Annotated in this window: 18 protein-coding genes and 1 pseudogene; 6 read left to right on the top strand and 13 right to left on the bottom strand. The window is 61.9% G+C overall.

Translation table 11 applies throughout. The features are described from left to right. The first annotated feature begins 82 nt into the window (after positions 1-82). The 4 genes from EJ077_RS15115 to EJ077_RS15130 all read left to right on the top strand — a co-directional run bounded on the left by EJ077_RS15115 (position 83) and on the right by EJ077_RS15130 (position 6368). Positions 83-955, top strand: coding sequence for a universal stress protein (locus tag EJ077_RS15115; protein ID WP_245458753.1), 873 nt, complete (start codon positions 83-85; stop codon positions 953-955). Between the two features lie 11 nt (positions 956-966). Further along, complete coding sequence (locus EJ077_RS15120) at positions 967-2589, top strand: MBL fold metallo-hydrolase (RefSeq protein WP_208702809.1); 1623 nt, start codon at positions 967-969, stop codon at positions 2587-2589. A 101-nt stretch (positions 2590-2690) separates the two neighbouring features. After that, the gene (locus EJ077_RS15125; protein ID WP_208702810.1) at positions 2691-5114 is read left to right on the top strand and encodes a phosphoketolase; all 2424 of its coding nucleotides are present in this window, start codon (positions 2691-2693) and stop codon (positions 5112-5114) included. A 51-nt stretch (positions 5115-5165) separates the two neighbouring features. Further along, positions 5166-6368, top strand: coding sequence for an acetate/propionate family kinase (locus EJ077_RS15130; protein WP_208702811.1), 1203 nt, complete (start codon positions 5166-5168; stop codon positions 6366-6368). On the opposite strand, the gene EJ077_RS15135 is transcribed toward EJ077_RS15130, so the two are convergent. The 8 genes and pseudogenes from EJ077_RS15135 to EJ077_RS15170 all read right to left on the bottom strand — a co-directional run bounded on the left by EJ077_RS15135 (position 6369) and on the right by EJ077_RS15170 (position 13522). Further along, positions 6369-6890 (bottom strand): GNAT family N-acetyltransferase, encoded by a 522-nt coding sequence (locus EJ077_RS15135; RefSeq protein WP_208702812.1) that lies wholly within the window; start codon positions 6888-6890, stop codon positions 6369-6371. It lies immediately after the preceding gene. Positions 6891-6995: 105 nt separating this feature from the next. Continuing rightward, positions 6996-7642 (bottom strand): annotated as a pseudogene (locus tag EJ077_RS15140) (helix-turn-helix domain-containing protein). A gap of 122 nt (positions 7643-7764) precedes the next feature. After that, positions 7765-8688, bottom strand: a complete 924-nt coding sequence (gene arcC, locus EJ077_RS15145; protein WP_208702813.1) for a carbamate kinase — start codon at positions 8686-8688, stop codon at positions 7765-7767. 1 nt (position 8689) lies between these two features. After that, positions 8690-9691, bottom strand: coding sequence for an ornithine carbamoyltransferase (gene argF / locus EJ077_RS15150; RefSeq protein WP_208702814.1), 1002 nt, complete (start codon positions 9689-9691; stop codon positions 8690-8692). A 17-nt stretch (positions 9692-9708) separates the two neighbouring features. Beyond that, positions 9709-10923: an arginine deiminase gene (locus EJ077_RS15155; protein ID WP_208702815.1), complete on the bottom strand. Its 1215-nt coding sequence runs from the start codon at positions 10921-10923 to the stop codon at positions 9709-9711. Positions 10924-10936: 13 nt separating this feature from the next. Further along, positions 10937-12538, bottom strand: a complete 1602-nt coding sequence (arcD, locus tag EJ077_RS15160; RefSeq protein WP_245458781.1) for an arginine-ornithine antiporter — start codon at positions 12536-12538, stop codon at positions 10937-10939. 134 nt (positions 12539-12672) lie between these two features. Then, on the bottom strand, positions 12673-13266 hold the full coding sequence (locus EJ077_RS15165; protein ID WP_367142389.1) for a cytochrome b/b6 domain-containing protein: 594 nt from the start codon (positions 13264-13266) through the stop codon (positions 12673-12675). After that, the gene (locus EJ077_RS15170) at positions 13244-13522 is read right to left on the bottom strand and encodes a PepSY domain-containing protein (protein ID WP_208702816.1); all 279 of its coding nucleotides are present in this window, start codon (positions 13520-13522) and stop codon (positions 13244-13246) included. The genes EJ077_RS15165 and EJ077_RS15170 overlap by 23 nt, the downstream gene beginning before the upstream one ends. 257 nt (positions 13523-13779) lie before the next feature. Here EJ077_RS15170 and EJ077_RS15175 point away from each other — a divergent pair, with 257 nt between their 5' ends. Together EJ077_RS15175 and EJ077_RS15180 are read left to right on the top strand one after the other, a co-directional pair. Beyond that, positions 13780-14277 (top strand): cupredoxin domain-containing protein, encoded by a 498-nt coding sequence (locus tag EJ077_RS15175; protein WP_208702817.1) that lies wholly within the window; start codon positions 13780-13782, stop codon positions 14275-14277. A gap of 142 nt (positions 14278-14419) precedes the next feature. Next, a complete protein-coding gene (locus EJ077_RS15180; RefSeq protein ID WP_208702818.1) occupies positions 14420-15403 on the top strand; it encodes a zinc-dependent alcohol dehydrogenase family protein in 984 nt (327 codons plus the stop codon). A 14-nt stretch (positions 15404-15417) separates the two neighbouring features. On the opposite strand, the gene EJ077_RS15185 is transcribed toward EJ077_RS15180, so the two are convergent. The 5 genes from EJ077_RS15185 to EJ077_RS15205 all read right to left on the bottom strand — a co-directional run bounded on the left by EJ077_RS15185 (position 15418) and on the right by EJ077_RS15205 (position 20112). Then, entirely contained in the window at positions 15418-16008 is a 591-nt protein-coding gene (locus EJ077_RS15185) for an NAD(P)H-dependent oxidoreductase (protein WP_208702819.1), read from the bottom strand. Between the two features lie 32 nt (positions 16009-16040). Then, entirely contained in the window at positions 16041-16427 is a 387-nt protein-coding gene (locus tag EJ077_RS15190; RefSeq protein WP_172231105.1) for a hypothetical protein, read from the bottom strand. An 85-nt stretch (positions 16428-16512) separates the two neighbouring features. Continuing rightward, the gene (locus tag EJ077_RS15195; protein ID WP_208702820.1) at positions 16513-17766 is read right to left on the bottom strand and encodes an MgtC/SapB family protein; all 1254 of its coding nucleotides are present in this window, start codon (positions 17764-17766) and stop codon (positions 16513-16515) included. Positions 17767-17779: 13 nt separating this feature from the next. Continuing rightward, entirely contained in the window at positions 17780-18229 is a 450-nt protein-coding gene (trxC, locus tag EJ077_RS15200; RefSeq protein ID WP_208702821.1) for a thioredoxin TrxC, read from the bottom strand. Between the two features lie 29 nt (positions 18230-18258). Then, complete coding sequence (locus tag EJ077_RS15205; RefSeq protein WP_208702822.1) at positions 18259-20112, bottom strand: heavy metal translocating P-type ATPase; 1854 nt, start codon at positions 20110-20112, stop codon at positions 18259-18261. Between the last annotated feature and the right edge of the window lie 13 nt (positions 20113-20125).

Genomic DNA, 20125 nt, shown 5'->3' on the forward strand with positions numbered 1-20125 from the left:
TTACGAATTCACGATTGACGGGCAGCATTTGCGCTAGGTCAAAGCTCGCCTCGCCCTTTGCAACTACAGGATGTTGCCAAGGATGGCAGTGAGCCGTCCGACGATGGAGACGATCCCGATGAAGTTGATGGCATCTCTGTCCTTGGCGACCTATCCAGACGCGAGTTCCTCGAGAATCGCAGCGAACGCGGTCGCTCTCGTCCAGCAGATCGACGCGGCGCTGCATGTCGTTGCCATCAATGTCGACATCCCCGACGTTTCGAACGCGCTCTCAAAGTACTTGCTGGACCTTCCCTACAAGATACAAGAGGTCGAGGCGACCAGCCGCAAACGTGGCAAAGACCTGCTCAAGGCAGTAACCCAAGAGGCCGCGCGCGGGGGTGTGACCCTCACCACGCAGGAGTTGACCGCACCACCGGCCTTGATGGGCGATGTTGCCGCAAACCACTCCCGCTATTTCGATGTCTGTCTGGTGGGCTGGGCGCCTGCCAAACAGACGGCGCGAATGCTAGCCGAGGCGATACTGTTCAGCTCGGGTCGACCGACCCTGCTTCTTCCCGACTCCCAAGACATCGAGGTCCTTGGACATGTCGTTATCGCCTGGGACGGCAGCCGAGTCGCTGCACGGGCTGTTGCCGACGCGCGGGCTTTTCTCGAACGTGCCTCGATGGTCACCGTCGTGACCGTGACCGACGAAAAGCCGCTTCCGGGGCAGGGCATCGGCGAACGCCTTGCGCTGGGCTTGAGGATGCGTGGTCTGGTGGCCGAGGCCGTCTCTATCCAGGCAGGGGACAGTTCAATCGGAACGGCGCTTCAGGAGCATGCTCTCAAGATCGGCGGCAACCTGCTTGTCATGGGCGGATATGGTCACTCCCGCATCAGGGACTTCGTGCTTGGCGGTGCCACCGAACGCATTCTCGCGGATCTGCGCCTGCCTGTTCTGCTGTCGCATTAGGTTGTGGCGAGATGAAAGGCGACACTGATCCTATCCTGCGTTTCCACGGCGCGGCCCATGGCGTCACTGGCTCATGTTATGAGATCGAGAGGCCGCATTCGCGCATCCTCATCGACTGCGGCCTATTCCAGGGGTCGAAGTCCGAACGGGAATTGAACTATGGTGCGTTCCCGTTCCCACCGGAAGCGATTGACGCCGTCATTCTGACGCATGCGCATATCGACCATAGCGGCCTCTTGCCGAAACTGGTGAAACGGGGCTTTTCTGGTCCGATCCATACGACCCGCGCCACCATTGATCTTTGCTCGGTCATGCTGCCGGACTCGGCGCATATCCAGGAAATGGAGGTCGAGCACCTGAACCGTCGCAACGCGCAGCGCGGGCGCCCGCCCGTCGAGCCGATCTACAGTCAGCAGGATGCCGCCGCGTGCATGACATTGTTTCGGGCCTTGGAATATGGCGAATGGACCACCGTCGCCGAAGGTCTCCGCATCCGCTTCTGGAACGCTGGCCATCTACTCGGTTCGGCATCTGTCGAGCTGGAGATCGACCGACACGGTGCGCCGCTGCGCATCATATTTTCGGGCGACATCGGTCCGGGCCACAAGCTGCTTCAGACCGATGCGGAGGGGCCCGCCGACGTCGACTATCTGATCTGCGAATCGACTTATGGCGACCGCGACCGGCCGGACGTTTCGCCCGAACAGCGGCGATCCCATCTCGGTGACATCGTGCGTGGCGTCGCCGAGGCGGGCGGTCCCCTCATCATACCGTCCTTTGCTGTCGAGAGGACGCAAGAACTGCTGGTTGATCTGTATTTGCTCATGACGACCGGTGCCGTGCCGACGGCTCCAGTCTTCGTCGACTCGCCGCTGGCGACGCGTGCCAGTGCGATTTTCGAGCGGCATGCCGACGAGATCGAACAGGGTGACGTGCTGCGTCAGGCCCTCAACTCGAAGCAACTGCGCTTCACCGAGACGGTGGAACAGAGCAAGGCGATCAACCGCCTGAGCGGTTTCTTCGTGGTGATCGCCGCCAGCGGCATGTGCGACGCCGGGCGTATCCGCCATCATCTCAAGGCCAATCTCTGGCGCCGGAATGCGACGGTGATGATGGCCGGATATCAGGCCCAGGGGTCACTCGGCAGAATACTGCTCGACGGGGCGCGGCGCGTGCGCATCCAGGGTGCGGAAATCGAGGTTAAGGCACACATCAGCCTGTTCGACCTCTATTCCGGCCACGCCGACGCCAGTGAACTGGTCGCTTGGCTCAGGGCCCGAACTCCGGTGAGGCAGCAGGTGTTCCTGACGCATGGCGAGGAGGCTGGACTCAACGGCCTGCGTGGCAGGCTTGCAGGACTGATACCCGACGACAAGATCATTATCCCGAGGCTAGACGATGCTTTCCAATTGACCCCCGGTCGCAGTTTGCCGGTCGAGATCAACGAGCCCCGCCGTCTGAAGCCGGAAAAGATTGCCCGCCTCGACTGGCACAATGACCTTTCAAAGCTTCTCCTCGATATCAATGAGGCGGTCAGCGCTGCAGCTGACGAACGAGGTCGCGCAGCGGTGGTCAGGCGCGTGCGCAGAGCGCTTGAGGACAAGGACGCGAGGGGCCGCGAAGCGATGAACTGAACGCGCGCGAGCGCGTTGGTGTCCATTCGCTGCAGATCGACGAACACTGGCTCATGTCGCAGTTCAGGCGACAGGGCGCTAACAGGCGATGGGAGCCGGACATGACCGAGCATACGACAATACCAGCTTCCGGCGACCGGCTTTCAGAGCGCCAGCTGCGCGACATTGATGCCTATTGGCGCGCCGCCAACTATCTGACGATCGGCCAGATCTATCTGCTCGACAATCCGCTGCTGCGCGAACCGTTGCGGCTGGAGCACGTCAAGCCGCGTCTCCTCGGCCACTGGGGAACGTCGCCGGGTCTAAGTTTCATTTACGCGCACCTCAACCGCGTCATCCGCCTCAGGGACACGAATGTGATCTACATCTGCGGCCCCGGCCATGGCGGCCCGGCAATGGTGGCGAACACTTATCTCGAGGGCACGTATAGTGAGCTAAATCCCGATATTTCGATGGATGAGCAGGGAATGCGCAAACTGTTCCGGCAGTTCTCGTTTCCCGGCGGCATCCCGAGCCATGCCGCACCAGACGTGCCCGGCTCGATCCATGAGGGCGGCGAGCTGGGCTATTCGCTCTCGCATGCCTATGGCGCCGCCTTCGACAATCCCGATCTGGTCGTTGCCTGTGTTGTCGGTGACGGTGAGGCGGAAACAGGGCCACTCGCCACTGCATGGCATTCCAACAAATTCCTCAACCCCGCGCGCGACGGGGCTGTTCTGCCGATCATGCACCTGAACGGCTACAAGATTGCCAATCCGACCATCCTGGCCCGCATTCCCGAAGACGAATTGCGGTCGCTGTTCGTTGGCTACGGCTACGAGCCGTTGTTCGTGGAGGGCTATGAGCCGGCCCTTATGCATGAGCGAATGGCGAGCGTCCTCGACGATGCGTTTGATCGCATCCAGGTTATCCAGCATGCGGCACGCAACGGATTTGCGGCGACCGCGTCACGGCCGAGATGGCCGATGATCGTGCTGCGCAGCCCCAAAGGGTGGACGGGGCCGAAAGAGGTTGACGGCCTAAAGACCGAGGGCTTCTGGCGGTCCCACCAGGTTCCGTTGTCAGGTCTTGCGGAGAACCCCGCCCATCTCAAGCTGCTTGAGGAGTGGCTGAAAAGCTACCGCCCCGAAGAGCTGTTCGATGCCGCCGGCGCTCCTGTCGCCTCGATCAGCGCCACGGCACCGGCGGCATCAAGACGGATGAGCGCCAACCCGCATGCCAATGGCGGCCTACTGCGCAGGTCTCTCGATCTGCCGGCGTTGCAAGATCACGCGATTGCGCTCGAGCGCCCTGGCGCCATCAAGGCCGAGTCGACGCGGGTCATGGGCAGCTTCCTGCGTGATGTCATGCAGTTGAACGAGGCCTCGAAGAACTTCAGGATCGTCGGCCCGGACGAGACTGCCTCAAACCGCCTTCAGGACGTGTTTGAAGTGACCGAGCGTGGCTGGATGGAAAAAATCCTGCCCGAAGACGTTCATCTCGGGCGTGATGGCCGGGTCCTCGAAATCCTCTCCGAGCACACCTGCCAGGGCTGGCTGGAGGGCTACCTGCTCACCGGGCGCCATGGCCTGTTTTCCTGCTACGAGGCGTTCATCCACATCGTCGATTCCATGTTCAACCAGCATGCGAAATGGCTGGATGCCTGCCGCGACATCCCTTGGCGGCGGCCGATCGCATCGCTGAATTATCTGTTGTCGAGCCATGTCTGGCATCAGGAACACAATGGCTTCAGCCATCAGGATCCCGGCTTCATCGACGTCGCTCTCAACAAGAAGGCCGATGTCGTGCGGGTCTACCTGCCGCCGGACGCCAACACCTTGCTCTGCGTGACCGACCACGTGCTGCAGACGTGGAACCGCATCAACGTCATCGTCGCCGGCAAGCCGCCGTCTTGGCAGTGGCTGTCGATGGACAAAGCAATCGTTCACTGCAGGGCAGGGATCGGCGTCTGGGACTGGGCGTCAACAGACGATGGCGCTGAGCCCGACGTCGTGATGGCTTGCGCTGGCGACGTCCCAACCCTCGAGACGCTAGCTGCAGTGCAGATCTTCACGCAAAAGGTTCCTGATCTCAGGATCAGGGTGGTCAACGTCGTCGATCTGATGACACTCCAGCCAAAGGAATATCATCCGCACGGTCTGTCGGATCGAGATTTCGATGCGCTGTTCACCGCCGACAAGCCGGTCATCTTTGCCTATCACGGCTATCCCTGGACGATCCACCGCCTGACCTATCGACGCACCAACCATGACAACATCCATGTCCGCGGCTACAACGAGGAGGGCACGACCACGACACCCTTCGACATGACGGTGTTGAATGGCCTCGACCGGTTTCATATCGTCAAAAGCGTCCTCGACTGGGTTCCGCGATTGAAGAACATGCGGGTCGCCCTGAAGCAGACGATGGACAGCAAGCTGCTTGAACATCGAGCCTATATTCGCGCCCATGGGCAGGATATGCCGGAGATCCTTGCGTGGAAGTGGGAACAGGATCCTGATGCGGCGCCGAAGCGTCCAGTTTGAGCGGATGCCCGTTCGCAAGCGCATAGGGGCGGCAACATATCGGATGGCTTCATGACCGATGCGGTCCTTGTCCTGAACGGCGGTTCTTCGAGCCTGAAGTTCGCCGTCTTCGAGCGACGAGGCGAACTCCCCCTGCTGCGCGGCAATGTCTCCTCTCTCGGTCAACAACCGCGGCTGCGTGTCGAGGTCGCGGCCGGCAGGCCCAAGATCGACAGGAGCTTGGGCGAAGCACCGATCGATATGGCGAAGGCATTCGCGGCGGTTGCATCCGTGCTCGCAGAAAACGATCTCCTGCGTCGGATCGACAGGGTAGGGCACAGGATCGTTCACGGCGGGCGTGACTTTACCGAAGCGACGCTGCTCGACGACCGCGCGCTCAAAGCACTGCGCCTGCTCGAGCCGTTGGCGCCCATCCACCAACTGATCAATCTCGAGATTGTCGCGCTGGCTGCTAAACTATTGCCGCAAGCCCTCCAGATCGGGTGCTTCGACACAGCGTTTCATTCAACAAGGCCGGAGCACGCCAAAATTTATGGGCTGCCGCGCGCGATGACTAACGCGGGCATCGTTTCTTACGGCTTTCATGGGCTGTCTTACAGCCACATCGCTGCGAAGCTGCGTGACCGATACGGTGCGCGCGCCGGCGGTCGCGCGATCGTTGCCCATCTCGGCAGCGGCGCCAGCCTGTGCGCCATGGACGCCGGACGAAGCGTCGCCACGACGATGGGGTTTTCGACGCTCGACGGCCTGGTGATGAGCACGCGTTGCGGCGCGCTCGACCCAGGCGTCATCTTCCATTTGCTGCAGGAACGGCGACTGTCTGCGGACGAACTGGTCACGCTTCTGTACGAGCAATCGGGCCTGCTCGGTGTGTCTGGAATATCGGGTGATATGCGAACGCTGATCGCCTCAGAGGATCCCGCCGCCGCCGAGGCTGTCGATCTATTCGTTTATCGAATCGGACGTGAGATAGGATCGCTGGCCGCTGCCATGGGAGGACTGGACACGCTGGTGTTCACGGCCGGCATCGGAGAGAACGCGCCGTTGATCCGGGAGGGGATTTGCGTTGCCGCTGCCTGGCTTGGAGTCGGTCTCGACGAGGAGCGAAACCGAGAAGGCGACGAGGTGGTCAGCAATGGGACTTCCCGCGTCGATGTCCTTGTCATTCCAGCGGATGAAGAAAGAGCTGTGGCCGCGGAAATGCTCGTCTTTCGATCTGCCGCGTCCACAATGGCCCGCGAAGGACCGCGTTAGCTAAGCTTCTGATCGCGCCCCCAACTCCCGCCGAACCAGAACAAGCGTTGCATCGTCGGGATCGGTCGTGACGGTGAAACCCATGTCGCGCTCGACCTCGATCGCGGCACGATTCTCACGGCTCTCGATCGACTCGATGGTTTCGAGGCCAAGGTCTTCGGCATATTTCGCGATATAGGCAAGCAACTCCCAGCCAACGCCCAGATGCTTGCGATCCGCGCGAATGCAGATCGCGACCTCACCGGTTCGGTCGGCACGATCGCTTGCCAGCGTCGCAACGGCGATCAGCATCCCGTCGGTCGAGAAGGCCAGAAAATTATGGATATGCGCGTCGTCTGAACGCGTCATCGCCACCAGCCGTTCATGCGAAACTTCCTTCATGGCGCCGAGGAAGCGGAAGCGCAGGTCTTCCGGAGTCACATGGGTGAAGAATTCCGCCAGGGTTGGCTCGTCCTCGGGCCGAGCAAGGCGTACTTCGAAACGAAATCCAGTACGTGTGGTAATTGCGCCGTTCGTGGACATGGGTGGAACTCTAATCCTGAGTTTTTCTGAATGGCCGGATGCCGCGGAACCAAGTGGATATGGCTTCCTTTGGATATCTCCGTGCCACCGTTCGACGATGTCTGGTCATTCGCTCATGCAATGGAGCGCGTCGTGCTTGACGATTTCGATGCTGCGCAGGTTGAGGAGGCGGATGACGCCCTTGTCCTTCAGCCGGGTGAAGACCCGTGACACGGTCTCGATGGTGAGGCCGAGATAGTCACCGATATCCATACGCGACATTGGCAGTTCCACCTGCCGCAAGCCGCCCTGGCGCTCCGCCATGTCGACAAGGAATGCAGCCACGCGTTCGATGGCGTTCTGGCGACCGAGAACCAGAAGGTGTTCCTGGGCCCGGGTCAAACCCTTGAGCGCCAAGGGCAGCAGCTGGCGCGATATGTCCGCGCCGGCAGTGAGTCGCAAGACACGGACAGCGGTGGCGTTGATTGACTCTGCAAAGAAATGATGTGTCGTGTCAGCCTCGAAGCCGAATGTCTCTCCAGCCAGGTGAAAGGCGCTGATCTGCCGGCGGCCGTCGGCAAGCAGGCGGTAGATGCGCACGGCGCCGAACTCCACCTGATAGAAGGCACCGGCCTTCTCACCCTGAGCATAGATTTCCGCGCCGGCGGGAAAAAGCTGACCGGCTGCAGAGGCGCGGGGTCGAAAGCGTCCGGCAGGCTTGGCTGAGCAGAATGCGACGACAATGAAATTCTGGAGGCTGTGTAGGCGTGCATGGCTGTTTTCCCGGTTGTTCCGTGACACAGCAATCGCGCGAATCCGCTCGTCGCGAAATTCGGTTATATCCCTACGGGAAACTACTTAGGACGGAGCGGACGTCCGGTTGAAAGCATCGATATCACGGGTGAAGCGGCGCGCCGGCTTCGAACCACGTTCCGCACTCGCCTTTGACAATTTTGACGGCATCATCCAGCTTGCCGATGGCGGCAGGCTTGCCCATTGCTTTAGCGAACTCGATTGCGGCACGGACCTTCGGCCCCATAGAGCCCGCTGGAAAATTTCTTTCAGATATTTCCCCGGAGCTCACGCGCCGGAGCGCCCGGGCAGTCGCTGTTCCGTAGTCGACATAAACGGCGTCGACGTCAGTCAGCATCAGCAGCATGTCGGCCTTCAATTGACGCCCAAGAAGCGAACTTGCCAGATCCTTGTCGATAACCGCCTCCACGCCGCAAAGGCTGCCATCATATCGGGCTATCACCGGAACCCCGCCGCCGCCGGTGCAGATGACGATCACACTGTGTTCGACAAGGAACGAGATCACGGATGCTTCCAGGATCTCCAGCGGCTTGGGCGAGGGCACAACACGGCGCCATTTGTCGCCATCGGGCGCAATCTGCCAGCCGCGTTCCTCGGCAAGCCCGCGGACCGTTGCCTGATCGTAGACCGGGCCGATTGGCTTCGTCGGATGAGCGAAAGCCGGATCATGGGGATCGACCCTCACCTGCGTCAGCAGGGTCGCAAATAGCCTCTCTTTGAGGAGGTTGCCGAGTTCCTGCTCAATGACGTAACCGATCATGCCTGCGCTTTCGGCGCCGAGCACGTCGAGTGGAAATGTCCGGCCATCCGAAGTGGCTGCTGCCTGCAGGGCCAGAAGTCCCACCTGCGGACCGTTGCCGTGCGTGACTACGATCGAGTGCCCTTCGCCGACGAGTTTGGCCAATACAGCCGCAGCGCGCACGATGTTGGCGCGCTGGTTCCCGGCCGTCATCGGTTCTCCACGGCGTAGCAGTGCGTTTCCGCCGAGCGCAACGACGATAAGCATCTCAGTTGCCGATCGTGGCGACGAGCAAGGCCTTGATCGTATGCATGCGGTTCTCCGCCTGGTCGAAGACGATCGACGCAGCCGACTCGAACACCTCGTCGGTAACCTCCATGCAGTCGATACCGTATTCCTTCGCAACGAAGGCGCCGATCTCGGTATCGGTGTCGTGGAATGCCGGCAGGCAATGCATGAATTTGACGTGGGGGTTGCCGGCGGCAGCCATCACTTCGCTGGTAACGCGGTAGGGCGTCAGAAGGCGAATGCGCTCGGCCCAGCCGGATTTGTCCTCGCCCATCGACATCCAGACGTCGGTGTAGATGAAATCAGCATCCTGGACGCAGCCCGTCACGTCTTCATCGAGCCGGAAGCGGCCGCCGCTGCGCTGCGCCAGCTCCCGGACATGGGCGCAGAATTTCTCGTCCGGCCAGAGTTCCTTCGGGGAAGCGATGCGCATGTCTATGCCGACCTTGGTAGCTCCAAGTGCCAGCGACAGCGCGACGTTGTCCCGACCCTCACCAACGAAGGTAACGGTCATGTCCGATAGATGCTTGTGCGTGAATTCACGCATGGTCATGAGGTCGGCGAGGATCTGTGTCGGATGCGCCTCGTCGGTGAGACCGTTGTAGACCGGCACGCCGGCATGCGCGGCAAGCAGATCGGCCTGGTGCTGGCCAAAGCCGCGATACTCGATCGCATCATACATGCGGCCGAGTACGCGCGCCGTGTCCTTCATGGATTCCTTGTGGCCGATGTGGCTGCCGGTGGGGCCGAAGTAAGTGACATGGGCACCCTGGTCATAGGCCGCCACTTCGAACCCCGTCCGCGTGCGCGTCGAATCCTTTTCGAAGATCAGGGCGATGTTCTTTCTGACAAGCCGCGGGATTTCGTGACCGGCAAGCTTGGCCGCTTTGAGATCGGCGGCGAGCTTGAGAACGAACCGGATCTCTTCCGCAGTGAGATCGTCCAGGGTAAGGACGGAACGGCCGTGAAGATTGATGGACATCGGGAATTCCTCTCTGGTCAGATCGGATCGCGGACAATGGGACAGGTCATACAGTGACCGCCGCCACGGCCGCGGCTGAGCTCCGCGCCCTCGACCGTGATCACTTCAATCCCGGCGCGGCGCAGCAGCGTGTTGGTGTAGACGTTGCGGTCGTAGCCGATGACCACGCCAGGCTCGACCGCGACGACATTGTTGCCATCATCCCATTGCTCGCGCTCGGCCTCGTATCGGTCGCCGCCGGTGGTGATGATGCGCAGCGATTTTAGTCCAAGAGCTTCGGCAACCACGGCCGTGAACGGTTTTGCCTCATCGGTGACCTCGACCGCCGCCTCTCCATCGCCCGGCCGCAGGGAGAAGGTGCGCAACCGGTCGACCACCGGCGGATACAAGGTGACGAGGTCGCGATCGCAGAAGGTGAAGACGGTGTCGAGATGCATGAAACTGCGGTCGCGCGGCATCAGTGCGGCAATCACGCGCGTGGCCTCACCGGCTGCGAACAGCTTGCGGGCCAGATCGCCTACCGCTTGCGGCGTGGTGCGCTCCCCCATGCCGACGAGGACCGATCCACCTCCAATCGGCATGACATCGCCGCCTTCAAGGCTGGTGCCCGTGCCCAAGTCTGTCGACACGAAAGGAGTACCGCTCTCGCGAAAGCGGGGATGGAAGCGGTAGACGGCTTCGACATTGGCCGCTTCAGGGCGCCGAGCCGGCCAGTACATGGAATTGACCGAAACAGAACCGTAGATCCAGCAGGAGCTGTCGCGGGTGAACAGCTGGTTCGGCAAGGGCGGCAGCACGAAATCCTGAGGCACGAGCGTCCTTCCGGTCAGCCCCTTGGGTTCGAAAGGAAGCTCCGCCCGGGCAATGCCGCCTACAAGGTAAGACGACAGTTGCTCCGGCGGCATCTCGTTGAGCCATCCGCGCATTTCGTCGACCATGTCGAGCCCGACGACGCCGGGATGGACCCGGCGGTCGAGAAGCCAGTCGCGGGCCTTGGCCAGGCTCATTGTCTCAGCCAGGAGCTCACCGAAAGAATGCACCAGTACGCCACGTTCACGCAACGCGTCGACGAAGACATCGTGTTCCTGACGGGCGCGCTTGACCCACAACACATCGTCGAAAAGCAGCGCCTTGCAGTTCTCCGGCGTCAGCCTGCGCAGGCTGAGGTCCGGGCGATGGACCATCACCTCGCGCAGGCGGCCGACCTCGGAATGGACACCCAGGCTTGTCATCACGCCAATCCTCTCACAGCGGGCTGATGGCGCCGGTCCACATCTCGTAAACGGCGAGGATAGCGACAGCGATGAGGGTTCCGGCGAGTGCCGCTTCGGCAGTATGGAACACACGCTGATCAGTTTCGCGGCGCGCCCAGATGTAGAAGATAATACCGGGCGCATAGAGGATCGCGCACATGAACAAGTATGCAGGTCCTGCTGCGTACACGAGCCACAAACCGTAGACCGTCGCCAGCAACCCCGCAAAAAGCGGACCGGCGCGCTGCTCGCCGCTCGCGTAGCTCTCTCCCGTCAACGCGAGCTTGGCCGCGTAGGCTCCGGAAAAGATGTAAGGAACCAGGATCGCCGCCGAGGCGATGTAGAACAGCGCCTGGTAGGTGCTTTGGGCGAAAAGCGTAATCACCAGGAAGGCCTGGACGAGCAGATTGGTGATCAGAAGCGAGGTCGAAGGCACGCCACGCGAGCTTTCATGGCCGAAGAATTTGGGCATCGTGCCATCCTTGGCGGCAACATGCGGGATTTCGGCGGCCAGCAGCGTCCAGCTGAGGAAGGCGCCCACCACGGACACGACAAGCGCGACGTTGATCAGGATGGCGCCCCAGGGGCCGACAACCGCCTCCAGGACACCCGCCATTGATGGGTTCTTCAGCGCGGCAAGTTCCGGTTGGCTCAGGATGCCAAGCGAGAGCAACGACACCAGGGCATAAAGCGCGAGGCAAGTGACGAAGCCGAGTACTGTCGCCATGGCGATATCCTTGCGGCGTTCGGCCCGACCAGAGAAGACGCTGGCGCCCTCGATGCCGATGAACACCCAGAGCGTCACCAGCATGGTGCTTTTCACCTGCGCGGTGATCGAGCCGAGGCTGGCATTGCCGAGACCGGTGAAGTCGAGAGACCAGACCTGAAGCTTGAAAGCAACGGCAACAACTCCGACGAACAGGACGATCGGAGCAATCTTTGCAACCGTGACGATGAGGTTCACGATGGCAGCCTGCCGGATACCGGCGAGAACCAGGACGTGGATCAGCCACAGCAGGATCGAAGCGCCGAGCACCGCCTGCCAGGTGTTTCCGTCGCCGAAGGACGGAAAGAAATAGGACAGGGCGCTGAACACGATCACCGCGTAGGAGACGTTGCCGACCCAGGCGCTGATCCAGTATCCCCAGGCGCTGGTGAAGCCGATGAAGGGGCCGAAGCCGGCCTTGGCGTAGGCATAGGGCCCGGCATCGAGCTCAGGCTTGCGGGTCGCAAGCGATTGATAGACGAAAACCAGCGCCAGCATGCCGACCGCGGTGATCGCCCAGCCAATCAGAATTGCGAGGGGACCAGCACCAGCTGCCATATTCTGCGGCAGGCTGAACACGCCGGAACCTACCATCGAGCCGATCACCAATGCGGTAAGGGACCCCAATCGAAGTTTCGTTGGCGCTGCGGTCGTGACTTTCGGAACCGGGATGTTGAAATCAGCCGTGGTCATGATGCTCTCCCCAATCTGAAGGCTCTGATGGGAGGCAATAGATAGGAAGACAGGACTGACAGCTTTGATGCGGGTCAATAAGCGGTTGCTGAATAGAAAGAGTGGCGTTGGTGTTCCGGTTTCTGGTCGCCGCACCAATGCCTGCTCTTATCTTGTCCGCTACGCCCATGTCGCATCGCGCGCTTCCAGGGCCATGTTGAACAAGGAGCGACCGACTTGCGCCCCCGAAATCGGCCAGGGCGCAAATCGGGTTTGATCTATTGGGGTCGTCAGGCGATGTCCGTCGGCTCGGCTTTGCGTTTTCGCCCCGTGATCATGGCCCGCACGAGGTTTTCGCGATGGCGAAAGCTTGCCAGCGCGACGCCGCCTATATGGAAAAGGACCAGCACTAGTAAGCCGTGTGCGCTGAGGCTGTGCGCCGCTTCGACCCACGACACGCCGAAATAGCCGTCCGTCGACATCAGCCAGCCGGTCAGCGCGGTTGACCCCATCGCCGCGATCAACGCGACCACCATTGCGCCACCGGCCGGGTTGTGGCCGATGTAGCGAGCTTCCCGACCGCTCAGTATTGCCGAGAGATAGCGCACGGTCGCCGGGTCGTGCACGAATTGAGAGAACCGCGCATAGGGCGTGCCCAGCACGCCCCATACGAGCCGAGTCACGATCAGCGCGGCAGCGGTGTAGCCGGCCCAATGGTGAACGTCCTCGGAGGAATGGGAGGTGAGCCAGGCCGTGATGAAGCTGAGCACCAGCGCCCAGTGAAAACTCCTCACAACCCGGTCCCAGACACGCACCATCTCTTGAGATGGCTGCGCGTCCGTGGCTATCGAAACGTTCGGATCAATCTTCGCCGGCTTCGGCATTGTCGAGCTTTTCAAGGGTCTCGGCATTGTAAGCCAGATTGACTTTCTTGCCGGCCTTGTCGACCGCGTAAACCTCGTAACAACCCTTCTCGACCTTGATCTGGCGGACGGTCAGGCCTTCGCCGGTCAATTGCGCCTCGAGCGTTGCTTTCGGCTTGAACTGTGATTTCGGGGCGGTGCTGCAGCTGCCGCCGGCGGCGAGCGCCGGTCCCGCAATCATGCCGGCGAGAGCGGCGAGGACGAGTGTGCGATACATGATGGCTCCATTCGGGATTGGGGCGCCGATGTTGCGCCCGCGGGTGGGATTTCGATCGGTCCTGTCAGACGGCGATTTCACCGTCATTGGTCGAAATAACGCGTTCAACCTGACAACTGGCTGACATTTGGGCCGGAGTCGCAGATCGGGCTCGCGCCGGTCAGTTTGATCTGGCGCAAGGACGGCGGGTCATGCAGTGAGCAGGATGACTGCCAGGATGTAGAGCGCTTCTGCTGCCGTCCTGAAAGAGGATCACCATGAAAACCATATCGAGGAGAACAGTGCTCGGGATTGCTGCTGCAACGCTCATGGCCGGCAGTGCCGGCGTTGCCCACGCTGCTTCGCTTGTACAGATCTCGCTGTGGGACAAGGGCGCAAGTACGGAGATGCCGATGGGTCTCGCTTATGCAGCGCCAGGACTCGATCTCGCCAAGGCGACCATGGGCATCAAGGCTTTGCCCGGTGCGGTGAAGGCCGGAGAGGTCACATTCAATGTGAAGAATGACTCCAAGGACACCGTTCACGAAATGATCGTGATGTACCTGGCCGATCCGGGCAAGCCGCTTCCTTACGTTGAGGCCGAGAACCGGGTCGACGAAGACAAGGCCGGCGACAAGGGCGAGGTATCGGAGCTCGATCCCGGCAAATCAGGCACATTGACCGTCGAACTCAAGGCTGGAAAATACCTGCTCATCTGCAACGTGCCAGGTCACTTTGGTGCCGGCATGTGGACGGAGTTCACCGTCGATCCATAGACTCCAGAACAAGGCAGCGCCAAGAGCCTGTGGCTTGTCGCAGTTTTCGAAAGCTTGCCGGGATCGCATCCCATCGCCTGATGTCGGTATAGCGGACGAGTGGATCGCAACCGGCTTCGTTTGTTTCCGGATGGAGCGCGTCATGAGAGCAATGGTGCTCGAAAACATCGGCACTCCGTTGAAACTTGTCGACAGATCCGACCCCGTACCGGGGGTGGGCGAGATCAGGTTGAAGGTCGAGGCATGCGCTGTCTGCCGGACCGATCTGCATGTCATTGATGGCGATCTGCGTCATCCAATATTGCCGCTGATTCCCGGTCACGAAATCGTCGGCATCGTCGATTCCGTTGGCAAGGGCGTGGCGCGTTCCAGGATCGGGCGGAGAGTGGGTGTGCCATGGCTCGGGCACACTTGCGGGCGTTGTCCTTACTGCGCCTCAGGACATGAAAATCTTTGCGATCAGCCAGATTTCACGGGCTACACACGCGATGGCGGCTTTGCCAGCCATGTCATTGCCGACGCGCAATTCGCCTTCGATCTCGACGGGGATGCCGACCCCGTATCGCAAGCGCCGTTGCTTTGCGCCGGCCTGATCGGCTGGCGATGCCTGAAGAAGGCGGGCGACGGCCAGCGGCTCGGGATTTACGGCTTCGGCGCTGCCGCCCATATCGTCGCTCAGATCGCGATCTGGCAAGGCCGCGAGATTTTCGCTGTCACCCGGCCCGGTGACGAGCAAGCACAGGATTTCGCGCGCTCGCTTGGAGCGACCTGGGCGGGCGGTTCGGATCAACTTCCGCCCGCGCAGCTCGATGCCGCGATCATCTTCGCTCCCGTGGGCGGCTTGGTGCCAATGGCGCTTGGTGCCGTCCGCAAGGGCGGCCGGGTGGTTTGCGGCGGCATCCACATGAGCGACATTCCGGCCATGGCCTACGAATTGCTCTGGGAAGAGCGTGAACTGTTGTCGGTTGCAAACCTGACGCGCCGCGACGCCGAGGAGTTCTTCCCCATTGCCAAGCGCGCGCAGGTGCGCACCCACACCAAGGCCTACCCGCTGGAACAGGCCAATCAGGCACTGGACGATCTCCGGCAAGGCAGATTGAGTGGCGCCGCCGTCCTGGTGCCGTGATTGACAGTTGAGGATTATCTGGCCCGCTTTCCCAGATCTCGCATTTGTTGGATGCACTTCGCGCGGGTCGCATCGCTGGCGCCGGCGACCATGCCGAACAAGGTCTCGCGCACCGGGCTGATGCCGACAAAATGCAGGATGCTTCGCTTCATGCCGGCGATGCCGTGTCCAAGAAACCATAGCCGGTAAAGAACGGAAGGCATGCCCATCGTCACCACAACGCGCGCGGAGCGGCCGCGAAGCAATGTCTTGGTGAAGCCGCCACCCTTGTCCGGATAGGCAAAGGCCGTTCCCGGCCGCATGACCTGTTCCAGAAATGCCTTGAGCATGGCCGGCATGGTCCCAAGCCACAGCGGAAATACAAAGACAATGTGCTCCGCCCAGACGATCGCTTGGGCCGCGTCCTTCAACTCATCGGGAATCGAACCGTGCTCGAACTCCTGCATTGTCCGCAGCATCGGAAAATCGATCGCCGCCAGATCGACCCGTCGAACGGCGTGCCCAGCTTTCTCCGCGCCCTCGCCATAGGCCCTGGCGAGACCGCGGCAAAGGCGGTCCGGGGACGGGTCGGGATGGCCGACCACAATCAGGATGCGTCGCGACATGGCCTACTCCCAGTGAGCCTGACGTTTTCTCGTCAGGGCCGCTCCACCCTCGCCACCTGATAGGTGTGCATGGCGCCGTTGCGCTCGATCGACACGTATTCGCCCGTCACGAACCGTTCGTCGCCGAGATGAAAGCCGATCTCGTCGTCGCGATCGCCGTCGGCGTAGTCGAAGAACCACTGTCCGCCGGGCTTGCGCCTCAGCCGGCCGATCAAATCCTCCTCGCCGGTACGAAAGCGGCGAACACGGCAGGATGCCCTGTGCGACTTCCACTCTTCGGCATCGATCCGGCCTTCGCCAGTCAAGGGCGCGAGCACGTCGTACCCTTCTTCACGATCCCCTTCCGGGTGACCCTTTTCACGGGCTAACAGCAGCCGGACATGGCGGAATTTCGGAGTGAGGTCCTTCAAACTGGTCATGGCGAACTCCTTTCACGGAGTTTCATAGAGCGGTGGCTGGGCATAGCCCTTGATCCGCATCAAAGAAGGCTCGATCGCCACGCTTCTAACCGAGACCAAGCAACAACGTGGCGCCGTAGCCGGCGGTCGCAGCGGCGAAGGTTGTGCCGGCCAGCGGCAACCAGAACCCGATCGGCCCGGCAAATACCGCCAATGACAGGCGACCGATCGCATTTGCCGCCAGTGCCGCCAGCACCGCTTGGCCGATGGTCCCTACAGGGACCGAATGCTTGACCAGCCGCAAGGCACTCAGCACCGAGACGTCGACATCGAACGCGCCTGCCAGCGCGGAAGTAACCAGCAAGCCACGGCCACCGAATTGGGCTGCCAATGCAGCGCTTGCGGTGGCGACAACCGCGAAGAGCAGTGCGAACAGCAGCAGGGGACCCAACTCGAATGGATTGCGCGCAATAGCGCTGCCTTCTCCATTGCCGCTGTCGCGCGCCATCAGCAATGCGCCGCAGACAGCGAACGCGAGCGCGGCTGCCACCGCCGCGATAGCGACCGAAGCGAACACGCCTGGCTCGATGATCAGAACCACGGCGCAGACGCGGAGCACCGAAACCGTTGCAGCCAGCGATGCCGCCCCGGCGAGCGGCAGCCGATTGGTTGCATTTGTGGCGTTGCGGCCAAGCGCCAAGGTCACCGCTGTGGAAGAGACGATCGCACCGGCGAGCGAACTGGCCAGCAGCCCGCGCGTATTTCCCAGAACGCGAACAGCCACATAGCCGGCGAACGATATCGAGGCCATCAGCACCGTCAGGAACCAGACTTCCCAAGGATTGAAACCGCCCCACGGGTCCATCGTCCGGTTCGGCAGCAAGGGCAGGACGATCGCCGTCATCGCCGACAGGATCAGCGCCGATCGCAGCTCGATCCAGGTCAGTCGCTTCAGCAGGCCGTGCAGGACCTCTCGGCTGGCCAGGATTGCCGCGAATGCCGCCCCTCCGGCGGCTGCAGCCCGATAATCGCCAGCGACGGAAAGCGACCCAAGCGCAAAAACGCCCAAGCCCGCGATCACGCCCGTGACGCTGAAATCCTCGTCATAGGCAGCTTCGCGTGCCTTGTACCAGGCAAAGATTGCCGCAAAGGCGATGAACCCGCCGACCAGCACGGATACAGCGCCGACGGCGTTGGCAAGCGCAGCGAGAACACCGCCGAGCAGGCCGGATATGCCGAATGTCCGGATGCCAGCTGTGCGACTGCGATCGGGCGCATCCCGCTCCTGCCAGCCACGCTCCAAGCCGACAAGAAGACCTATTGCGAGGGCCAGTCCAAGCCGGGCGATGAGCGGATCCATTGGCGCCGCGACTTCAGGCCGCGACCGTCGGCAGGCGGTCGCGAACCCACCTGACAATCTGACCTGCCGTCATCGCGCCGGATGTGCGCGCGACTTCGCGGCCGCCATGGAACAGGATCATGGTCGGGATGCCACGGATGCCGAGCCTAGCCGCGACAGCCTGCTCATTGTCGGAGTTGAGTGCGATCAGGCGAACATGCGGTTCCAGTTCACTTGCCGCCGCTTCATAGGCTGACGCCATCATCTTGCAGGGGCCACACCACGGTGCCCAGATGTCGACAACAACGGGCAGGCTGCTGCGCGCGATCTGATGATCGAAACCAGCGGCGTCAACATCTTCGGGATGCCCCGAAAACAGCCTGGTCCCGCACTTTCCGCATTTCGCCTCACTGGCATTGCGGGCGGGTGGCAGGCGGTTGACCCCACCGCATTTGCTGCAAACCACCAGATTTTGCTGTGCCATGGCAATTCACCGTTTTTTGTTCTCGACCACTATGCGCGCCACAGATGGCCATCGCCAAGGGTGCGCAACGCGTTCAGGATAACCGCCACGTCGATCCCTTCCTGAAGCAGCGCTCCGGCAACCGGCGTGATCTGCCCCATGGCCGCCGCGATCATTGCCAACCCGGACAACGCCAGCCCGGCGGTGATGCTCTGCAAGGCGATCGATCGCGTTCGCCGTGCAATCCGGACCGCATCGGCAACCGGCTGCAGCCTGTCGGTCAGCACGATGACGTCCGCCGCCTCTGAGGAAGCGGTGGCACCACGTGCGCCCATCGCGACGCCGACCGTTGCAGCCGCAAGCGCCGGGGCATCGTTGATGCCGTCGCCGACCATCATAGTCGGTGCCGAGGCTTTCTCGGCTGTGATCGTCGCAACTTTTTCGGCAGGCGTCGCATCGGCGACCAGGGCGTCGAGGTCGAGCAAGGCGGAGATGCGCTTGGCCGCGATGCCGTCGTCGCCCGTGAGCATGACCATGCGCGTTATGCCGTTAGAACGCAGTCTGCCGAGTGTATCATGCGCATCAAGACGCAGGGCGTCGCCGAACGTGAAGACACCGGCAAGCCGTCCGCCGAGTGCTACAAAAACCCTGAGTACGGGCTCGTCCCGGTATTTTTCTTCGCCGCTTTTCGCCCAGCCGGGCAACGGCTTGTCGGCGAGCACGAGAGCCCGCGATCCCGCCACGATAGCCACGTCGTCGACCCGGGCCTTCAGGCCGGCACCGCGATGCTCGTGGACATCACGCGGATGCGAAAGCACCAACTGCCTGCCGCGCGCCGCCCGGATGATCGAGTCGGCGAGCACATGGTGCGAGGCCTGTTCCAGGGATGCCAACAGCTGCAGCAGATGATTGGTGTCGCGGCCGGGTGCTGCTTCGATCTCGATGAGCTCGGCGCCGCCGATGGTCAAGGTCCCCGTTTTGTCGAAGATCGCGGTTCGGACTTGCGCAAGCGCCTCCAGAGCCGCGCTGCCTTTCATGAGGATGCCGGCACGCGCGGCGCGCGATACGCCACCGATGAAGGCAACGGGCGCGGCGAGGATTAACGGGCAGGGCGTGGCGACGACCAACACTGCAAGCGCTCTGATTGGGTCGCCGGAAACATACCAGGCGGCACCGGAAACCAGCAATGTGACCGGCAGAAGAAACAGGGCAAAGCGGTCGGCCATGCGAATGAACGGGGATTTAGCGGTCTGCGCTGCAGCCACCATGCGCACGATCGCGGCATAAGTGCTTTGTTCCGCGAGAGCAGAAGCCCGCATGTTGAAGGTCTCGCCGGCGTTGACGGTGCCGCTGCGCACGGCATCCCCTGCGCTCCGTCGTTCCGGCAGGGGCTCTCCGCTCACCGCCGACTCATCGAGCGAGGCCGAAGCATCGAGCAGGATGCCGTCAACGGGAAGCAGTTCGCCGGCCCGGACCCGAAGCTCGTCACCGACAGCCACGTCCTCGACGGGGATGGTTTCTGTCCCCAGCGTTGACGTTCGGTGGGCGACACGCGGCGATCGGTCGGTCAATGCCTTGAGGCTCCGCTCCGCGCGGCCGCGAGCGAAATCCTCAAGCACGGTACCGCCGGCATACATGATCGCGACTACCACCCCCGCCAGGGGCTGGCCGAGCAGCAGGGCGGCGGACATTGACACCAGCGCAATCGCATCAACGCCGAAGCGGCCTATCCAGAAATCACGCAGGATAGAGATGGCGAGAGCCGCCACCACGGGCAAGGTCGCCACCGTCCAGATCGTGTTGGCTTCAAGGGGGGCGAGCCCGGTTCGCCACGCTCCGATCCCAATGGCGAGACCCAGGATGGCAATGACCAGCAATGCGCGTCGCAGGGTGGACTCGTTCATGCGATGCCTTTCG

The sequence above is a fragment of the Mesorhizobium sp. M8A.F.Ca.ET.057.01.1.1 genome, assembly GCF_003952565.1.
GTDB lineage: Bacteria > Pseudomonadota > Alphaproteobacteria > Rhizobiales > Rhizobiaceae > Mesorhizobium.